The following is a 16,900-nucleotide window of genomic DNA, read 5'->3' as shown; positions in this document are numbered from 1 at the left end:
GCCGAGCATCCCGTGGTGTTACTGGACGGCGCATCGAACCACCCGCGCGAACTGCTGGGCAACAAGGGCCACGGCATCCAGACGATGCGCCGCCACCAGCTGCCGGTGCCGCCCGCCTTCTGCATCACCACCGCGGTGGGGCTGCGGTACCTCGCCGACCCCGCGGCGACGATGGACGCCATCTGGGACGACGTGCTCGACCGGATGGGCTGGCTGGAGACCCAGACCTCGCGCACGTTCGGACGGGGACCGAATCCCCTGCTGGTCAGCGTGCGCTCGGGCGCCACCCAGTCCATGCCGGGCATGATGGACACCATCTTGGACCTGGGCATCAACGACGACGTCGAGCAGGCGTTGGCGGCGGGCGACCCGACGTTCGCCCGCGACACCCGCCGGCGGTTCTGCGACATGTACCGCCGCATCGTGGGCGGCGGTGAGCAGCACGACGTTCCGTCCGACCCGTACGCTCAATTGCGCGCCGGCGTGGAGGCCGTGTTCGCCTCGTGGAACTCGCCCCGCGCGGTCGCCTACCGCACCCACTACGGTTTCGGTGATCAGCACGGCACCGCCGTGGTCGTCCAGGCCATGGTGTTCGGGAATTACGGCCCCAATTCCGGTGCCGGGGCATTCATTTCACGCAATCCGATAACCGGCGACAACGAGCCGTTCGGCGAGTGGCTCCCCGGCGGCCAGGGCGACGACGTGGTGTCGGGATCGGTTGAGGTGCAACCGATCACCGCGCTGCGCGACGAGCAGGCGGCCGTCTACGACGAGCTGGTCGCCGCCGCCGGCACCCTCGAGCGGCTGGATGCCGACGTCCAAGAGATCGAGTTCACCGTCGAAAGCGGCAAACTGTGGTTGCTGCAGACCCGGGCGGCGGAGCGGTCGGCGCAGGCCGCGGTGCGCACGGCGCTGCAGCTGCGGCACGAGGGACTCATCGACGACGCGGAAACACTGCGGCGGGTGACCCCGGCCCACGTGCAGACCCTACTGCTTCCCGCGCTTCAGCCCGAAATACGCTTGGCGGCGCCGCTTTTGGCCAAGGGGCTGCCGGCCTGCCCGGGCGTGGCGTCGGGCACGGCATACACCGACGTCGACGAGGCGCTGCGTGCCGCCGACCGTGGCGAACGAGTGATCCTGGTGCGCGATCACACCCGGCCCGAAGACGTGTCGGGGATGCTGGCGGCGCAGGGCGTCGTCACCGAGGTGGGTGGCGCCGCCAGTCATGCGGCGGTGGTCAGCCGCGAATTGGGCCGGGTGGCGGTGGTGGGCTGCGGCCAGGGCGTGGCGGCGTCGCTGGCAGGCAGACAGATCACCGTCGATGGCGCCGAAGGTGAAGTGCGCGAAGGCCTTTTGGCCTTGTCCGCGTGGTCGGAAGACGATTCGCCGGAGCTGCGCGAGCTGGCCGACATCGCGCGACGCGTCAGCCCGCTGCGCGCCCACGTCACCGGAGACCATCCGCGGCTGGACGACAACTCCGAGGCCGCCGTGCGTGCCGCCATCGACCGCGGACACACCGACGTGGTCTCGGCCACCCCGTTGATCGTCATGCTGACCGCGCTGCGGCTGGCCGCGGGGGCGGCGCCATGACCGAACTGGATGTGCTGCAAGGGGTCCGGCTCAAGGGCCGGGTGAGCAGAACCGATCTGGCCGCGACATTGGGGGCCGATCCCGGCGACATCACTACCATCGTCGAGCAACTGACCGCGGCGGGCCTGCTGGCCGAGGGCGCAACCGTGCAGATCACCCGCGCCGGCAGCGACCGGTTGGCGACGCTGCTGGCCGAGGAGCGCGAGGGCATCGATGCGGGCGCGATGGCCGCCGTGTACCACGACTTTCGCGCCGTCAACGCCGACTTCAAGCGCCTCGTGACGGATTGGCAGCTCAGGGGAGGCCCCGGCGGCGTTCCCAACACCCACGACGACGCCGAGTACGACGCCGCCGTGCTCGCCCGCCTCGACGACGTGCACGCCCGCGCCGTGCCGATCGTCGAGGCCGCCGCGGCCCAACTGCCCCGGCTCAATGCCTACGCGACGAAACTTGCTGCGGCATTGGACAAAATCAAGGCCGGGGAGACCTCCTGGCTGGCCAGGCCGCTGGTCGACTCCTACCACACGGTGTGGTTCGAGCTGCACGAAGAACTCATCGTCGCCGTCGGCCTGACCCGCGAGGAAGCGGCCAGATCCGGCGACGCGCAATAGCTAAAGGGCCTCGTCGAGCAGCGCCGTGTAGGCGTCGATATCGGGAATGGCCGAGGCCGCCGCGTGCACGCTGATCGCGATGGTGTCGCCGATGCCGTGCACGCCGTGCGTCAGACCCATCATCGGCGACAGCGCCGGATATCCGGCCGTCAGCACCACCGGGGCGCCGCCGAAACTCAGGTCGGCGGCGCCGCGGTAAACGCTGGACACCACGGTGTTGCCGGCCACCTGCGTCGGACGCTGGTCGAGGTCGAACTGGTTGATCCCCCAACGCAACAGCGGTGCGGGCACCGCGGCGAAGGCCCGGTCGGCGGTCCGCGTGGCCGGATGCTCGAACCGGCGCCGGCCATCGGCCAACTCGGCCGCGATCCGCCGCAGCCGCGCATCCAGATCAAGCTGTGGGTACAGCCCGACGACCACGTTCCCGAAGTGGTTATTGGCATGAGGCACACCGGGTTTGGCCATCGGGACTTCGGCCCCTAACGTCTCGGATCCCGGTCCCAGCAGTCGATACAGCGCGGTCGACACGGCGGCGAGAGCCCCGACGGTCACCGTGGGCCCGCGAAGCTGCGCGCGGGGACGCACCAGCGTGCGCACCGAGCGCGCGCCGTTCGGGCGGGCATTCGTCGGCAACAGCGGGCGGGGCCCGGCACCAGGCGTCAGCACGCCCGCGCGGATATCGCGGACCCGGCGGCGGTCGGCGCGGGCCGCCTGCACGGCCCGCCACGGCAGGAACCCCGCCGGCAACCGTCGCACCTCGGGCACCGGAACGTCCCGGCCGAACAGCCAGGCCGCCATCGCCGCACCGCGACCCCCGTCTGCCAGCGCATGCGCGAGCTGCACGACCGCGACCGCGCCCGGGCCGTCGACGCCCGGGATGCCGTCCACCGGCGTGAACAGGTGCACCCGCCACGGCATCCGGCGAACGTCCAGCTGGCTGTCGGCGAGGCCGGCGACCGCCGCCAGGCACGCACCCCAGCCGCGCTCGACGAGCTCGTGGCGCACGATCTGCTCCGACACCACCCGAGCGGGAACCCACTGCGGATACCTCAGTAAGGACCGGTCGTGGACCCGCACCGACAGGGCGGGGCAACCATTCGCCCGGCGGCGAACCTGTTCGACGGCACGGCCGAGGTCGGCGGGCTCGCCGGCGAAGGCGTACAGCAGGAACTCGTCGCTGGGGATTTTCGCCGACATCCAGTAGAACTGCGCATCGACGGCCGCCATCCGGCGCGCAGTCATCGCGTCAGCCGGGTGGGCCAACGAACGCAAGCACCCGCTCGGCCACCTTCTCGGGCTGTTCGAGCTGCAGGAAATGCCCGGCGTGATCGATGATGGCCACGTCGCTTCCGGGTGGCAGCACTTTTTCCGTCCAGTGCGCGAAAGCCGGAGTCATGCAACCGTCGTCGAGGCCGTGCAGATACAAGCTCGGCAGGATGGGCGCCTCGGTCCAGCGCTCGTTCAGCTCGGCGTACCGCTGCGGGGGCTTGGTGTTGCGCAGGGTGGCCCGGTAGGTCCCCAGGGCCGCGCGCCAACTTTCCGGTGTGCCGATCGCGGCGTCGACGTGCCGCAGATCCTCGTCGGCACCGCGATAGCCCGGCGACCATCGCCGCCACAGCAGCGGCAAGATCCAGCGCGCGGAACGCTCTGGCAGCAAAGGCAATTGGAAATAAAACATGTACCAGCTGCGCAACAACTGGCGCGGCAGCTGACGGGCCAGCCGGCCCCGCTCGCTCACCTGCCCCCGGAACGCGGCCGAGACCGGCACCGACATGATCACGGCTTTGGTGAACGGGCTGTTGGGCATCGCGGCCAGGCCGGTGGCCGCCAGCGCACCCCAGTCGTGACCGATCACCACGTCGCGGTCGGTTCCTCCCGCGGCCGCCCGCACGCGCAGGGCGTCGTCCATGATCGCCCCGACGTGATAGCTGCCGTCCTCGGGAATCGACGAGGGCGCGTATCCGCGCATGAACGGCGCGATGACCCGCCAGCCCGCCGCCGCGAGGAGCGGGGCCATCTTGCGCCAGCCGTAGGCCGTGTCGGGAAAGCCGTGCAGGCATAGGGCGATCGGACCGTCGGCGGGTCCCCAGGTCAGCGCCTTGAGATCCCCGGGCGGCCCCGGCACGTCGATCCACCGCGGCTCGGTCATCTCGCGTTGTCCGCCATATCCACTCCTGTTCGGCGCGTCCGCACGGACAAACCTAACCCGTGGGACTCCGCGATGCACCGACCGGCGCGGGATATTCGTCAAATATGGCCCGCCTCAGGGGGTTTCGCGGTCAGAGTGAGTCATCACCGCGCGGGGTCGCCGGACGCCTCCGCGGCCCGTTCCAGCTCGGCGATGATGATCTTGCGCATGCCGTACATCGCCCGGGTGGCGGCCGCCGCCCGGGCGCGATCGGGATCGCCGATCAATTCGTAGAGCCGATCGGGGACGATTTGCCAGCTCAGGCCGAAGCGGTCCTTGAGCCAGCCGCATTGCGATTCCTCGCCGCCGTCGGTCAACCGGTCCCAGTAGTAGTCGACCTCGTCCTGGTCCTTGCATCCGACCGTGAAGGAGACCGCCTCGCTGTACTGGAAGTGCGGACCGCCGTTGATCCCGATGAACCGGGCGCCGTCGAGCACGAAGCTGCCGGACAGGACGGTGCCGGGCTGCCCCGGTCCGGCGTCGGTGGTCCGGTTGAGCCCCTCGATGTGGGAGTTCGGGAACACCGAGGTGTAGAAGCCGGCGGCTTCCTCCAGGTTGTCGTCGAACCATAACGACGGGGTGATCGATGGCATGTGCATGGCCTCCTGGGTCGCTCGTGGGGGTTCGACAGACAGACCCCCGCGAACACGGAAAGTCATCGCGTCGTCGACCCGCGCAAGAGTGCTTATGCGACCTATGTAACGTCAGGACGCATGAGCACCGTCAGCAGCAGCCCCCAGACGGTTGAGTTTGCCGGCGCCAAAGGCATCACCCTGATCGCCGACGAATGGAATCGGGGCACCGATGCCGCCGGCCGGCCGAGCATTCTGATGCTGCACGGGGGCGGCCAGAACCGGTTTTCCTGGAAGAACACCGGCCAGCGGCTGGCCGACGAGGGTTTGCATGTGGTGGCCCTGGACTCCCGCGGGCACGGTGACAGCGATCGCTCACCCGATGCCGACTACGAGATCGAGACGTTGACGACCGACGTCCTGCGGGTGCTGGACGCGATCGGGCGGCCGGTGACCATCATCGGGGCGAGCATGGGCGGGTTGACCGGCATCCTCGCCGCGCACCGGGCCGGCCCGGCGAAGGTGACCCGCCTGGTGCTGGTCGACGTCGTACCCCGCTTCGAGAAGGGCGGCAGCGCCCGCATCCGCGATTTCATGTTCAGCGGCCTCGAGGGGTTCGAGTCGCTGGAGGAAGCGGCCGACGCCGTCGCCGCCTACCTGCCCTACCGCAGCAAGCCCCGCAGCCCCGAGGGGCTGAAGAAGAACCTGCGCCTGCGCGACGGCCGCTGGTACTGGCACTGGGACCCGGCGTTCATGACCAAGCCCGGCGACGATCCCGAACTGCGCACCGAGAGCTTCGAACAGGCCGCCAAGAACCTGAGGATTCCCGTCCTGCTGATCCGTGGCAAGCTCTCCGACGTGGTGAGCCCCGAGGGCGTTCGGCACTTCCTGGCCACCGTGCCGCGCGCGGAGTTCGTCGAGCTGTCCAACGCCGGGCACACCGCGGCCGGCGACGACAACGACGCGTTCAGCGACGCCGTGGTGAAATTCGTCCAACGCCACTGACCGGTTCGGTCAGTTCGCCGGCTTCTCCGCGTGCCCGCCGAATTGCTTACGCATCGCCGAAAGCGCCTTGTTGGCGAAGTCGTCGAGCGAACGCGACGCGAAGCGCGACTGCAACGCGGTAGTCAGCACCGGCGAGGGGACTCCCTCGTCGATCGCGGCGATGGACGTCCACCGTCCCTCTCCGGAGTCCGAGACGCGCCCGGAGAATTCCTTCAGCTCCGGGGATTCGTGCAGGGCGATCGCCGTCAGGTCCAAGAGCCAGGACCCGATGACGCTGCCGCGCCGCCACACCTCGGCGACCTCGGGGATGTCGAAGTCGTACTGGTAGAACTCCGGGTTCGACAGCGGCGCCGTTTCCGCGTCACCTTCCTGGACGTGCTTGCCGATGTCGGCGTTGCGCAAAATGTTCAGCCCCTCGGCGAGCGAGGCCATCATGCCGTACTCGATGCCGTTGTGCACCATCTTCACGAAGTGCCCGGCGCCGGCCGGCCCGCAATGCAAGTACCCCTGCTCCGACGTCGCGACCTCGCCGTCGCGGCCCGGTGTGCGCGGGGCCGCGTCGACGCCCGGCGCGACGGTGGCGAAGATCGGCTCGGCGCGCGCGAACGCTTCGTCGTCGCCGCCGACCATCAGGCAGTACCCACGTTCGCGGCCCCACACCCCGCCGCTGGTGCCGCAGTCCAGGAAGTGAATGCCCTTCTCCGACAGCGTCTTTGCGTGGCTGATGTCGTCGCGGTAGTAGGAGTTCCCGCCGTCGATGACGATGTCGCCGGACTCGAGGGTCTTGGCCAGTTCGTCGATCACTCCGGTGGTGATCGTCCCGGCCGGCACCATCACCCATACGACGCGCGGCGCGGTCATCTTCTCGGCGAGCTCTTGCAGCGAGGACACCCCGGTGGTCTTGTCCTCCCCCGCCATCGCCTCCACCGCGTCGGGGTTGTGGTCGTACACCACGCATTCATGTCCTCCCGCGACCACGCGTCGGACGATGTTGGCGCCCATCCGGCCGAGGCCGATCATCCCAAGCTGCATGCTGTCCCTGGTCTCCTTACTGTTTCGTGGCCGTGCTGCGCGGCAGCCACGGCTCCTGCCAGGCGTGGTGGCCACGCACCAGCGCTTCGGCGGCCTCCGGCCCCCAGGAGCCTTGGTCGTAGTGGTGGATTCGACCCGGCTTGTCCAGCAACGGCTGCACGATCCGCCACGTCTCTTCGATGGCGTCCTCGCGGGCGAACAGCTGGCGATCTCCGTTGAACGCGGCGTAGAGCAGCCGTTCGTAGGGGCGTACCGGCTCGCCGAGATCCTCGGCGAACGACGAGTCCAGGTGAACGTCGTGCCACGAATCGCCGACCTGAGCGGACAGCTGCAGCCGCATCCCGGGGTCGGGGTCGATGCGCAGCACGATCTGGTTGGGATCGGGTGGGCGACGGTTGGGCAGGAACGAAAACCCGGGAACATGGTGCAGGAACATCCGGACCTCGGTGACCTTTTCCGGCAGCGCCTTGCCGGCGCGCAGGAAGATCGGCACGCCGGCCCAGCGCCAGTTGTCGATCTCGGTGCGCAGCGCGACGTAGGTCTCGGTGGTGGAATCCTTTGCCACGCCGGCGACTTCGGTATAACCGCGGTACTGCCCACGCACGCAGCGCTCCGGGTCCAGCGCGGGCATGGCCCGGAAAACCTCGGCCTTCTTGTCGTTGAGGTCGTCGTCGCCGGCGCCCACCGGAGGCTCCATGGCGACCAGCGCGAGCACCTGCAGCAGATGGTTTTGCACGACGTCGCGCAGCGCTCCCACCGCGTCGTAGAACTTGCCGCGGTCCTCGATCCCGAAGTCCTCGGCCATGGTGATGTGGATCTCGGAGATGCTCTCGCGGTCCCACAGCTTCGCCAGGCCGTTGTTGGCGAAGCGCAGGTACTGCAGTTCTTCGACGGGTTGTTTGCCCAAAAAGTGGTCCACGCGCAGGATTTGGTCTTCGTCGAGCACCGCGCGCAGCCGGGCGTTGAGGTCGCGCGCCGATTCCAGGTCGTGGCCGAACGGCTTCTCGATCGCCACCCGCGCCCGCTCCAGCAGGTCGGCCTTCGCCAGGTTCTCCACGATGGGCGCGAACAGCGCCGGCGGCATCTCGAGGTAGTAGAGCGGATGCGCGTCCGAATCGATCTTCTTGGCGAGCTGCTTGTAGAGATCGGCATCGGTGACGTCGCCGTGCAAGTAGGAGATCCGGCCGGCCAGCCGGTCGAACACCGCGTCGTCAAACTTCTCGCCCGATTTCTCGATGGCGTCGCGCGCGCGGTCCAGCAGCTGCTCGGTGGTGATGTCGTCGCTGGCCACGCCGATGATCGGGTGGTGCAGCTCGTCGCGGCGCTCGAGGCGATACAGGGCGCGAAACGTCATCTTGCGCGCCAGGTCGCCGGTGATTCCGAAGATCACCAGCAGGTCGGATGAATCACCGTCGCCGTCGGCCAAAACCGCTCCTCCCGAAAGTCACCTGATGGGACGCCCCTGAGATCACTACCCGCGGCCGGCGGACTCAACCCTAGACACTGCTCACAGGGCCGACAACCTAGCCGGACCGCGGCCTTGCAAGGATGACCGGCATGGGTGACGCGCTGCATGTCTCGGTCTACATTCTGGCCGGGTTTGCTGCGATCGAGGCCATCGGGTTGGTGGTGCTGTGGCAGCTGCTGGCGCGCAGTCAGCGCGAGCTCGACGAGCTGCGCCAGCGAAACGACGCCCGCAGCTGGTTGCTGTCGGGCGGCCGCGAAGCCGTGAAGACGGTGTGGAACACCGCCAACCTGGTGCGCAAGGAGGGCTTCGGGGCGGCAGTGCGCAGCTCGATCGAAGACCTCGCGGACTGGGCCGAGGTCGAACGGCCCGACCTCGCGCGGGTCACGCCGGACGGCCGGGTGGTGATCCTGTTCTCCGACATCGAGGAGTCCACCGCGCTGAACGAGCGCATCGGGGACCGGGCGTGGGTCAAACTGATCAGCTCGCACGACAAGCTGGTCTCGGATCTGGTGCAGCGGCGGTCCGGGCACGTGGTGAAGAGTCAGGGCGACGGATTCATGATCGCCTTCGCGCGCGCCGAAGAGGCGGTGCGCTGCGGGATCGACCTGCAACGCGCGTTGCGCAGGGACGCAAACCGCAAGCGGCACGAGGAGATTCGCGTTCGGATCGGCATCCATATGGGACGGTCGGTGCGCCGCGGCGATGACTTGTTCGGCCGCAATGTCGCCATGGCGGCGCGGGTCGCGGCACAAGCCGCCGGTGGCGAGATCTTGGTGAGTCAGCCGGTGCGGGACGCGCTTTCGGAGTCCGAGGGCATCCGTTTCGACGGCGGCCGCGACGTCGAGCTGAAGGGTTTTTCGGGCAGCTATCGGTTGTTCGCCGTTGAGCCCTCCTCCGATCCCGGCCCGGACTGAAGGCCTCCCCCTTCGTAGTCGGCCAACCGCTGATGCAGCCGATTGCGGACCTCGTCGGCGGTGTAGGCGCGTCGCTTGCGCTGATCGCGAGCCACCAGCACGCCCCCGGCGACGACGCCGGCGGCACCGGCCAGTCCCAGCCACTTCCACACACTGCGCATGAGACCAGGCTATGCGTAGTCCCCGTCGTCGCGCGCTGGTTGTGATTGACTGGTGTGCCCGCGAGGCACGGCACCGCGACGCGCAGGCGGGCTCAGGAGACGAGGAGATCGGCGAAAGCCGCAGCGGCGAACGGGCTTACACAACCATGCTCACCTTGAACCAAGCGCTCGAGGAAACCCGCACGGGCGATCTTTGGCTGTTTCGCGGCGGTTCGGGACCCGACCGTGCCATCCAGACCTTGACGAACGCCCCGGTGAACCACGTAGGCATGACGGTGGCCATCGACGACTTGCCGCCGCTGATCTGGCACGCCGAACTGGGCGACAAGCTCGCCGACCTGTGGACCGGGACGAACCACCGGGGCGTGCAACTCAACGATCTGCAGCAGTCCGTCTTGCAGTGGACCCAGCGCTACCACCAGCGGTGCTGGCTGCGCCAGCTGACGCCGCCGGCCAACCGCGAGCAAGAGAACAAGCTGCTGCGCGTCATCGCCCGCATGGACGGCACCGCGTTTCCGACCACCATGCGCCTGACCGGCCGGTGGTTGCGCGGCCGCCTGCCGAACGCGTACGACTGGGCGCGCGGAATCCCGTTCGTGGACAGGAAGGTTCGAGAGTCGACGCTGCGGCGCAAGGAGCGCCAGCGCCTCGGCCTGGAGGCCGCCTACTGCGCGGAAACGGTGGCCATCACCTACGAGGAAATGGGTTTGATGGCCACGGAGAAGTACTCGAACTGGTTTGACCCCGGCTCGTTCTGGAGCGGTGACAGCCTGCCGCTCACACCGGGATACGCGCTGGGCGACGAAATCGAGATCGTAGTGGCCGGCTAGCTTGGGGGGAAGGGTGTCTGACCACGTACCACGTGTGCCCGTTGACGGTGTCGCACTGACGGCCATCGGCGTCGCCGTCATTCGCGCTCGCGAGTCCAGGCGGCCCGATCGGCTATATGACGACCCGCTCGCGCATCATTTCGTCGGTGCGGCGCGCCCGGGCTTCACCGCAGAGCGTTGGGCACAACTGGAATCGCTGGCGGACCAGTTCTTCGACGGCCGCACCGTTGGGGTGCGGTTGGTCGATGATCGCCTTCGCGAAGCGGTGGAGGCAGGCATCAATCAAATCGTGTTGTTGGGCGCGGGATTGGACACGCGGGCATTCCGGATGGGATGGCACCGGCGAGTCGCGGTCTTCGAGATCGACTTAGCCGAGCTGTTTGCGTTCAAAGAGCCGGTTTTGCAGGAGGCCGGGGCGGTGCCCGATTGCCAGCGACATGTCGTAGCCGCCGATCTGCGCGGCGACTGGATTACGCCACTGTGCGAGAACGGCTTTCGTGAGGACGAACCGACATATTGGGTTGACGAAGGCACGCTCGGTTTCCTGACGCAAGAGTGGAACCAGCACGTTGTGCGGACTCTGACGGGATTGTCCGCGCGAGGCAGTCTCTTCGGTGTCGGCCGTTTTATCAGCGACCCCGATGATGCCCGGTACCGGGATCTGCGAACCCTCGTTGCCGGGGAGGCAACCGTCCCCGCGACGGCGACCAACCCGGTCGGCGGAGCTGAGTTCGACACCGAGCGTTGGCTCAACGGCCTCGGGTGGGACACCGAGTTCCGCAGCTGGAACGATCAGGTCGCGCCGTTCGACCGGGACGTCACCGTCGCTGATTCTCGGGTCGGCACTATCGCGGCGCGGCGACGTTGATGGTCCAAGGCCGGCCGCCGACGTCCGTGGCCGGCGGCTAGCCGATCGCCATCTCGCCCATCTCGGACCAGCCGGTGGCATCGAGCGTCTGGTTGATGATCTTCGGCGTCGACTTCAACGCCTGCGGAAGTTCGTGCATGGCCCGTTTGAAGTGATCGCTGTTGACGTGGACACCGCCCGCCTCATCGTCGCGGAACGCCTCCACCAGGACGTACTCCGCCGGGTTGTCCAGGCTGCGCGACCACTCGAACCACAGGTTGCCTTCCTCGGCGCGAGTCGCCGCCGTGAACGCGGCGACGAGTTCAGGCCACCGGTCGGTCCAGTCGGGTTTGGTTTCGAACTTGACGACGATGAAGATCATTGCGGCCCCCGCCTCGGTTCGCCGATTTCGGTGTGCCCGCACCGCGGGCAGCGCCAGCATATCTGGCGGCGGGCACTGCCGCGGCGGGGTGTCGGGCGCGTTTCCGGTCAGCGAAGGCGGCAGCAAAGTGTTCTCACGAGTCACAGGCAACCCATGAGAAACTTTCGCCGCGGCGCGCACTTCCGCCACTTTTCCGAAGGCAGTGTCGTAGCTCACACACGACTCGGTGATCGTGTCATTTCACTATTGTGCCGGCCCGCCGGGATGGCCGCCGCCAATCGTCGGAAAGAACCGATAAAAGGCCGACGGCACCTATTTCATTTGTTATGAATCCGCAATTACCGCGCTGTCGGACAAATACAATTAAAGTGCCGGCGGGGCGTCCATCGGCGGCGCCGGAGCGTCGATCAAAACGGCGGGCTGTTCGGGCGGGGGCGCGGGCGCGTCCGCCGGCGGAGGGGCGTCGGGCGGAGGCGGCAAAGCGTCCGCCGGCGGAGGGGCGTCCGGCGGCGGCAACGCGTCCTCCAACTCCATCGGAAGGAACATGTGGTGCGTGAATCCGGCCTGGTAGGCGCCGGGCCCGCCCACGTGGACGCCGCCGCGCTCACCGCTGGCCACCGACGTCCCGTCGGGCAGCGTCACCGCGGTGTGGCCACCGTTCCATCCGATGACCAAGGCGTTGGGCGCGGTCCCGTATTGGAACCCACGCGCCAGCAACGCGGCTTCTTCGTTTCCGGTATTAAATCGATCCCCAAAAACTGGCCTATCGGTTGCGGCATTCGCAATCCACGAAGCGAGTCCCGAACAATCGGTCCCGGCGGGAGAATCTCCGCCCGCGATATACGGCGTGCCGGAGACCTGATTGATCAACGACATCAATGTAGCAATAACGACCATGGGCAGCGAGGCTAGCAATAACATATATTGCCAACCAAAATTTGTGGCGCACGTCATTCGCTAAACCAACAATGACCTGTGCCGCAGCTAAAGCACATTTATTACACACGGGTATATTTTTGGCGGCAAATTGCCCGCATTAAGGCGATTCTGTTCAGGGCGATACCCGCGGTCGCGTCGCCCATCAGGCGGGGTCGGGGCCCCGTTCGCTTTGCGCAATCTCGCGGTCAACGTCGGCCTGGTCCCGCTTCGCGCGCGCCTGTGCGCGCTGCACCCCTTCATCGGCGCGCCGCAATCGCGCGCGTTCCTGCTCTTCGCTCGTGCCCTCGCGTTCGTCCGCGCGCTGCTCACGTTCGTCCGCCACCCGCTCGCGCTCGTCGGCAATCTGGTCGCGCTGATCGGCGACCCGGTCCCTTCTGCCGGCCAGAAATTCGCGCTTTCGGAGCTCAGCCTCCCGCCGGACCAGGGCCCTTTCGCGCTCCTCGAGCGCGTCGGCCCCGCATTCCGGCTCCTCGGGCGGATCGGCGCGGTCGTCTGCGGCCACAGTTCACCCTAACGCCGGGAGTGCCGACCGTTGGCGCCGCCAAACGCGCCTGATCAAAGCGGGCCTGGCCCGCGACGGTGCCTGCTCAGATGGGCGTCCATATCCCGTTGTTCCACAGGCCCCAATCGGCGTCAGTCGGGTTCCACATCAGTTGAGCCCCCGGCGCCCACGCGGGTTGAGGTGGCTGCGGCGGCGCCCACGCCGGCGGGGGGCCCCAGGGGCCCCAGCCCGACGGGGCGGTCGGGCCGCCCGGATGTTGCCACTCGTGGCAGCGATTCCAGTCCCAGTCCAAGACGTTGCCCCAGGCCGGGTTCCATGGCTCGCCCGGGCACCAGTGGTCGGTGGGCGCCGGTGCCGCCTGCGCGGCCGGGCCGCCGGCCAGCCCCAACGCGGACAATGCCAACCCGCTGCTCACCAGCACGCGCGCAGCCCGCCGCGGCCACGGTCCCGTTCGCTTGACAGTCGTCATCTCCCCAGGATTTCCCTGGACCGGGATCCGGGCAAGCGATTGGTCGGATTGGCTGAAGTCTTGGAACTCGATCAAACCCCGAACTTGGCGCGTGCCTGGTCGGTGACCGGCGTGAACAAGTTGACGAGGTTTCCGTCGGGATCTCGGAACAGCAGTGCGCGGTTGCCCCAGGGCATGGTCGTCGGGACCGTCACGATCTCGGTGACTCGCTCGCGCAGCCGCTCGTATTCGGCGTCGACGTTCTCGACGAGGAATTCCACGATGGCGCTCCGGTTCGCCGCCGGCTCGGCCGATCCCGCCCCGAACAGCGGCACCGTCTTGTCGCTACCGATGGCCAGCGTGCCGGCCGGGGTCGGAATCTCCGCGAATAACTCGTTGACCCACACGGCCGCGATCTGGGTGACCATCTCGTAGAAACCCACCAGCCGCTTGACGTCGGCGGTGATGATGCGGGTCGATACGAACTTCATGCGGTCCTCCTGCGGGCCCATAGCGTGTGGGTGTCGTGCGCGAAGGATGCTAATCGCCGCCCCCGACAACGACGGCGATCATCGGGTCGGCAGGGTTCTCCTCGCCTGCAATGAAACGCCTGGCACCGTGTTCGCCAGGTCCGGTCGACTCTTTGAGAATGCACGAATTGCCCAGTAGAACGACCAGAGTTGGCGCGGCGTAGGAACTTTCGGCACCCAGGCCAACTCCCAGTGAATCCCATTGATCGGGTCGTCGAAGAACACCGCGTAGTAGCCGGGCCAGTACTGCGGGTACTCCTTCGGCTCGTCGGTGACGGGGATGGCACGTTCGACCAAAAATTCCCGATGGAAGCGGTCGACCTCTGCTCGACTGCGCGCCCACAACGCGATGTGGTTGATGCCGACCGCCTGGTCGGAGTGCGTCAACTTTCCACCGGTGCGGGCGGGCTGGATGCCGATGTAGCTGTGCGGGTTGACATTACGCGTCATGTAATACGTCGACTCGTATTCCATGTTGAGCGACGAGAAGCTGCTGTAGCCGAGCCAGCCGAACAACGCGTCGTAGAACGCGATCGAATCGTCATAGTCCAACACCGCGAACTCGACGTGACAGACGCCTCGCCACCGCATAGTGCCTCCTCGTGGTTGCCGTTCAAGGGGAACTCGACGAAGTCGCCTTACCGACAAACGTCACGGTGATGCGCGACGTGGATGCCACGGACGAGGGGCGGCCGATGCCTTCGAGTCAGTTCCGCCGAGCGCTGCCAGCCGCCGAGCGCTCTCGACACGAATCAGCGTCTCCAATCCGTGATGCAGGAGCGCCACGCTCTCCGTCACGCCGGTCAGTTCGGCCGCCCGGGCTAGCAAGGCATCGTCAAGGGTCACTGTTGTCCTCATCGAGCACCTCCCTGCGCATCATTCGATGCGTGCAATGCGGCCCCAATTCAACCGCGCCTCGGGGCGCAATCGAGCTAATAACCCGTGACACAAGGAGTCGCTCCGGCTGGGATCTCATTTTAGGTTGCGCCTAGACGTTGAACCGGAACTCCACCAAATGACTCACCGATAAACGTCTCGCCTGTGACGCACGTCGACAATCCGAATCACGACCTTGTCGTCGTGGATTTCGTAGATCACCCTGAAATCCCCGCGCCGGGCGGAGAACCTGCCCGCGAGGTCAGCCCGCAGCGCCTTTCCAACCCGTAACGGATTGTGCGCCAGTACGTTCGTGATGAATTCCCAACAGGCAGCCGCTACCTCTTCGGGCAGTTCCTCAGACAGGCTTCTGCGAGCGCGGCGAGTCAGCTCGATCCGGTACGCCGCTATTTCACGATCCCCTTCGCGCGGAGTTCCGCCTCAACCTGGTCGGCGGGGTAGAGCCGCCCAGCGGCGATGTCGGCGTCCGCCTCCCGCAGTGCAGCCATGGCAGCCGCGTCGCCGAGGATGTCCAACGTCTCCATGATCGAGTCGTAGTCGTCGGCACTCAGAAGAACTGCCGCTCGACGTCCTTGCCGGGTGACTTCGACCCGCTGATGCGTGCGCACGGCCTCGTCGACCAACTTTGAGAGGTTGGCTCGAACTTCCGCCAACGGAAGAGTCTCCATGTACAGAATTCTAGCGTTCCTAGATGATCACTGCCGTTCTATCGCGAGTCCTACAACGGCTGACATCAGTCCAAGCTCCCTTCCCATATCGACGCGTGGGCGCTGAGACAGGGCTGACGGCCGCCTTGGCTACTGGTTCGCTTGCCGCTACACGTTGAACCGGAACTCCACCACGTCACCGTCGGCCATGACGTAGTCCTTGCCCTCCATGCGGACCTTGCCGGCCGCCTTGGCCGCCGCCATCGAACCCGCGGCGATCAGGTCGTCGTAGGACACGATCTCGGCCTTGATGAAGCCTTTTTCGAAGTCGGTATGGATCACCCCGGCGGCCTTGGGAGCGGTGTCGCCCTGGTGAATCACCCAGGCGCGCGCCTCTTTTGGGCCCGCCGTCAGGTAGGTCTGCAGCTTGAGTGTGTGAAAACCGGCCCGCGCCAACGCATCCAGCCCCCGCTCGGTTTGCCCGATGGACTCGAGCAGCTCGGCGGCGGACTCGTCGTCGAGCTCCTGCAGCTCGGCCTCGATCTTCGCGTCCAGAAACACCGCGTCGGCGGGGGCGACCATCGCGGACAGCTCGGCCTTGCGGGCATCGTCGGTCAGCACCGACTCGTCGGCGTTGAACACGTACAGAAACGGCTTGGTGGTCATCAGGTTCAGCTCGCGCAGCAGGGACGCGTCGACGCCGGCCGCGAACAGCGTCTTGCCCGAGTTCAGCACCGCCTCCGCGGCGACGGCCGCCTCGTGCACGGGCTTGCGCTCCTTGTTGTTGCGGGCTTCCTTTTCCAGCCGCGGCACGGCCTTTTCCAGGGTCTGCATGTCGGCGAGGATCAGCTCGGTCTCGATCACCTCGATGTCGGAGCGCGGATCGACCTTGCCGTCGACGTGTACGACGTCGTCGTCGGCGAACACCCGCACCACCTGACAGATCGCGTCACACTCGCGGATGTTGGCCAGGAACTTGTTGCCCAGCCCGGCGCCCTCGGACGCGCCCTTCACAATCCCGGCGATGTCGACGAATGTGACCGGCGCCGGCACGATTTTCTCGGAATCGAACATCTCCGCCAGCTTGTCCAGCCGCGGATCGGGCAACGGAACGACGCCCTCGTTGGGTTCGATCGTCGCGAACGGGTAGTTGGCCGCCACCACGTTGTTCCGGGTCAGCGCATTGAACAAAGTGGACTTGCCGACGTTCGGCAGGCCGACTATTCCCAGGCTCAGGCTCACAGGGAGCCAAGTCTAGGGGCACGGCGGCGCGGGCCTCACGCGGCCGATGGTGCGCGAGAATGGGGCACGCCACAGGATCGCTACGAGGTATTTAC

At 67.1% G+C, this 16,900-nt stretch carries 20 protein-coding genes and 2 pseudogenes; 6 read left to right on the top strand and 16 right to left on the bottom strand.

Annotated features, from left to right (window positions below):
• Nucleotides 1-3 precede the first annotated feature (3 nt).
• Together W7U_RS02275 and W7U_RS02270 are read left to right on the top strand one after the other, a co-directional pair.
• A pseudogene (locus W7U_RS02275) lies at nucleotides 4-1,590 on the top strand (pyruvate, phosphate dikinase); the annotation flags it as partial.
• On the top strand, nucleotides 1,587-2,201 hold the full coding sequence (locus W7U_RS02270; protein WP_008254409.1) for a hypothetical protein: 615 nt from the start codon (nucleotides 1,587-1,589) through the stop codon (nucleotides 2,199-2,201). The pseudogene W7U_RS02275 and the gene W7U_RS02270, both read left to right, overlap by 4 nt.
• Here the strand turns inward: W7U_RS02270 and W7U_RS02265 are convergent, their stop codons facing one another.
• From W7U_RS02265 to W7U_RS02255, 3 genes are all read right to left on the bottom strand, one after another.
• Nucleotides 2,202-3,443: a WS/DGAT domain-containing protein gene (locus tag W7U_RS02265; protein ID WP_008254407.1), complete on the bottom strand. Its 1,242-nt coding sequence runs from the start codon at nucleotides 3,441-3,443 to the stop codon at nucleotides 2,202-2,204.
• Between the two features lie 4 nt (nucleotides 3,444-3,447).
• Entirely contained in the window at nucleotides 3,448-4,350 is a 903-nt protein-coding gene (locus tag W7U_RS02260) for an alpha/beta fold hydrolase (RefSeq protein WP_008254405.1), read from the bottom strand.
• Nucleotides 4,351-4,493: 143 nt separating this feature from the next.
• Nucleotides 4,494-4,982, bottom strand: a complete 489-nt coding sequence (locus tag W7U_RS02255) for a VOC family protein (protein WP_036429154.1) — start codon at nucleotides 4,980-4,982, stop codon at nucleotides 4,494-4,496.
• 120 nt (nucleotides 4,983-5,102) lie between these two features.
• Between W7U_RS02255 and W7U_RS02250 the strand changes: the two genes are divergently transcribed.
• Nucleotides 5,103-5,966, top strand: a complete 864-nt coding sequence (locus tag W7U_RS02250) for an alpha/beta hydrolase (RefSeq protein WP_008254400.1) — start codon at nucleotides 5,103-5,105, stop codon at nucleotides 5,964-5,966.
• Nucleotides 5,967-5,975: 9 nt separating this feature from the next.
• Here W7U_RS02250 and gnd read toward each other — a convergent pair whose 3' ends face one another.
• Both gnd and W7U_RS02240 read right to left on the bottom strand, forming a co-directional pair.
• Entirely contained in the window at nucleotides 5,976-7,073 is a 1,098-nt protein-coding gene (gene gnd, locus W7U_RS02245; protein ID WP_332481264.1) for a phosphogluconate dehydrogenase (NAD(+)-dependent, decarboxylating), read from the bottom strand.
• Nucleotides 7,015-8,424, bottom strand: coding sequence for a glucose-6-phosphate dehydrogenase (locus W7U_RS02240; protein ID WP_008254396.1), 1,410 nt, complete (start codon nucleotides 8,422-8,424; stop codon nucleotides 7,015-7,017). The genes gnd and W7U_RS02240 overlap by 59 nt, the downstream gene beginning before the upstream one ends.
• 122 nt (nucleotides 8,425-8,546) lie before the next feature.
• On the opposite strand from W7U_RS02240, the gene W7U_RS02235 reads away from it, so the two are divergent.
• The gene (locus W7U_RS02235) at nucleotides 8,547-9,380 is read left to right on the top strand and encodes an adenylate/guanylate cyclase domain-containing protein (RefSeq protein WP_036428593.1); all 834 of its coding nucleotides are present in this window, start codon (nucleotides 8,547-8,549) and stop codon (nucleotides 9,378-9,380) included.
• On the opposite strand, the gene W7U_RS25180 is transcribed toward W7U_RS02235, so the two are convergent.
• The gene (locus tag W7U_RS25180; protein WP_072501223.1) at nucleotides 9,332-9,541 is read right to left on the bottom strand and encodes a hypothetical protein; all 210 of its coding nucleotides are present in this window, start codon (nucleotides 9,539-9,541) and stop codon (nucleotides 9,332-9,334) included. The two genes, W7U_RS02235 and W7U_RS25180, sit on opposite strands and share 49 nt — an antisense overlap.
• A 146-nt stretch (nucleotides 9,542-9,687) precedes the next feature.
• Here W7U_RS25180 and W7U_RS02230 point away from each other — a divergent pair, with 146 nt between their 5' ends.
• The gene (locus tag W7U_RS02230; RefSeq protein ID WP_036429152.1) at nucleotides 9,688-10,371 is read left to right on the top strand and encodes a hypothetical protein; all 684 of its coding nucleotides are present in this window, start codon (nucleotides 9,688-9,690) and stop codon (nucleotides 10,369-10,371) included.
• 34 nt (nucleotides 10,372-10,405) lie between these two features.
• The gene (locus tag W7U_RS02225; RefSeq protein ID WP_008254390.1) at nucleotides 10,406-11,239 is read left to right on the top strand and encodes an SAM-dependent methyltransferase; all 834 of its coding nucleotides are present in this window, start codon (nucleotides 10,406-10,408) and stop codon (nucleotides 11,237-11,239) included.
• Between the two features lie 37 nt (nucleotides 11,240-11,276).
• Here W7U_RS02225 and W7U_RS02220 read toward each other — a convergent pair whose 3' ends face one another.
• From W7U_RS02220 to ychF, 10 genes and pseudogenes are all read right to left on the bottom strand, one after another.
• Entirely contained in the window at nucleotides 11,277-11,600 is a 324-nt protein-coding gene (locus W7U_RS02220) for a putative quinol monooxygenase (protein ID WP_008254389.1), read from the bottom strand.
• 525 nt (nucleotides 11,601-12,125) lie between these two features.
• Nucleotides 12,126-12,554: pseudogene (locus W7U_RS02215) on the bottom strand (hypothetical protein); the annotation flags it as partial.
• 127 nt (nucleotides 12,555-12,681) lie between these two features.
• On the bottom strand, nucleotides 12,682-13,041 hold the full coding sequence (locus tag W7U_RS26375) for a hypothetical protein (protein ID WP_170320555.1): 360 nt from the start codon (nucleotides 13,039-13,041) through the stop codon (nucleotides 12,682-12,684).
• Between the two features lie 85 nt (nucleotides 13,042-13,126).
• Nucleotides 13,127-13,510, bottom strand: coding sequence for a hypothetical protein (locus W7U_RS25175; RefSeq protein WP_170320554.1), 384 nt, complete (start codon nucleotides 13,508-13,510; stop codon nucleotides 13,127-13,129).
• A gap of 71 nt (nucleotides 13,511-13,581) precedes the next feature.
• Nucleotides 13,582-13,980: a VOC family protein gene (locus W7U_RS02205; protein WP_008254385.1), complete on the bottom strand. Its 399-nt coding sequence runs from the start codon at nucleotides 13,978-13,980 to the stop codon at nucleotides 13,582-13,584.
• 78 nt (nucleotides 13,981-14,058) lie between these two features.
• The gene (locus W7U_RS02200; protein ID WP_008254384.1) at nucleotides 14,059-14,610 is read right to left on the bottom strand and encodes a VOC family protein; all 552 of its coding nucleotides are present in this window, start codon (nucleotides 14,608-14,610) and stop codon (nucleotides 14,059-14,061) included.
• Nucleotides 14,611-14,670: 60 nt separating this feature from the next.
• Nucleotides 14,671-14,877 carry a type II toxin-antitoxin system VapB family antitoxin gene (locus tag W7U_RS25170; protein WP_008254383.1) on the bottom strand — a complete coding sequence of 69 codons (207 nt, stop codon included), beginning with the start codon at nucleotides 14,875-14,877 and terminating at the stop codon, nucleotides 14,671-14,673.
• Between the two features lie 162 nt (nucleotides 14,878-15,039).
• Nucleotides 15,040-15,201: a type II toxin-antitoxin system RelE/ParE family toxin gene (locus tag W7U_RS26655; RefSeq protein ID WP_332479044.1), complete on the bottom strand. Its 162-nt coding sequence runs from the start codon at nucleotides 15,199-15,201 to the stop codon at nucleotides 15,040-15,042.
• Nucleotides 15,202-15,302: 101 nt separating this feature from the next.
• Complete coding sequence (locus W7U_RS02195) at nucleotides 15,303-15,584, bottom strand: type II toxin-antitoxin system Phd/YefM family antitoxin (RefSeq protein WP_008254382.1); 282 nt, start codon at nucleotides 15,582-15,584, stop codon at nucleotides 15,303-15,305.
• A gap of 147 nt (nucleotides 15,585-15,731) precedes the next feature.
• On the bottom strand, nucleotides 15,732-16,805 hold the full coding sequence (gene ychF / locus W7U_RS02190; RefSeq protein ID WP_008254380.1) for a redox-regulated ATPase YchF: 1,074 nt from the start codon (nucleotides 16,803-16,805) through the stop codon (nucleotides 15,732-15,734).
• Nucleotides 16,806-16,900 lie beyond the last annotated feature (95 nt).

This window comes from Mycobacterium sp. H4Y (assembly GCF_000364405.1).
In the GTDB taxonomy this organism is placed as follows: Bacteria; Actinomycetota; Actinomycetes; order Mycobacteriales; family Mycobacteriaceae; genus Mycobacterium; species Mycobacterium intracellulare.
The sequence above is the reverse complement of the archived record's forward strand: the minus strand, read 5'-3'. Positions and strand labels throughout refer to the sequence as shown.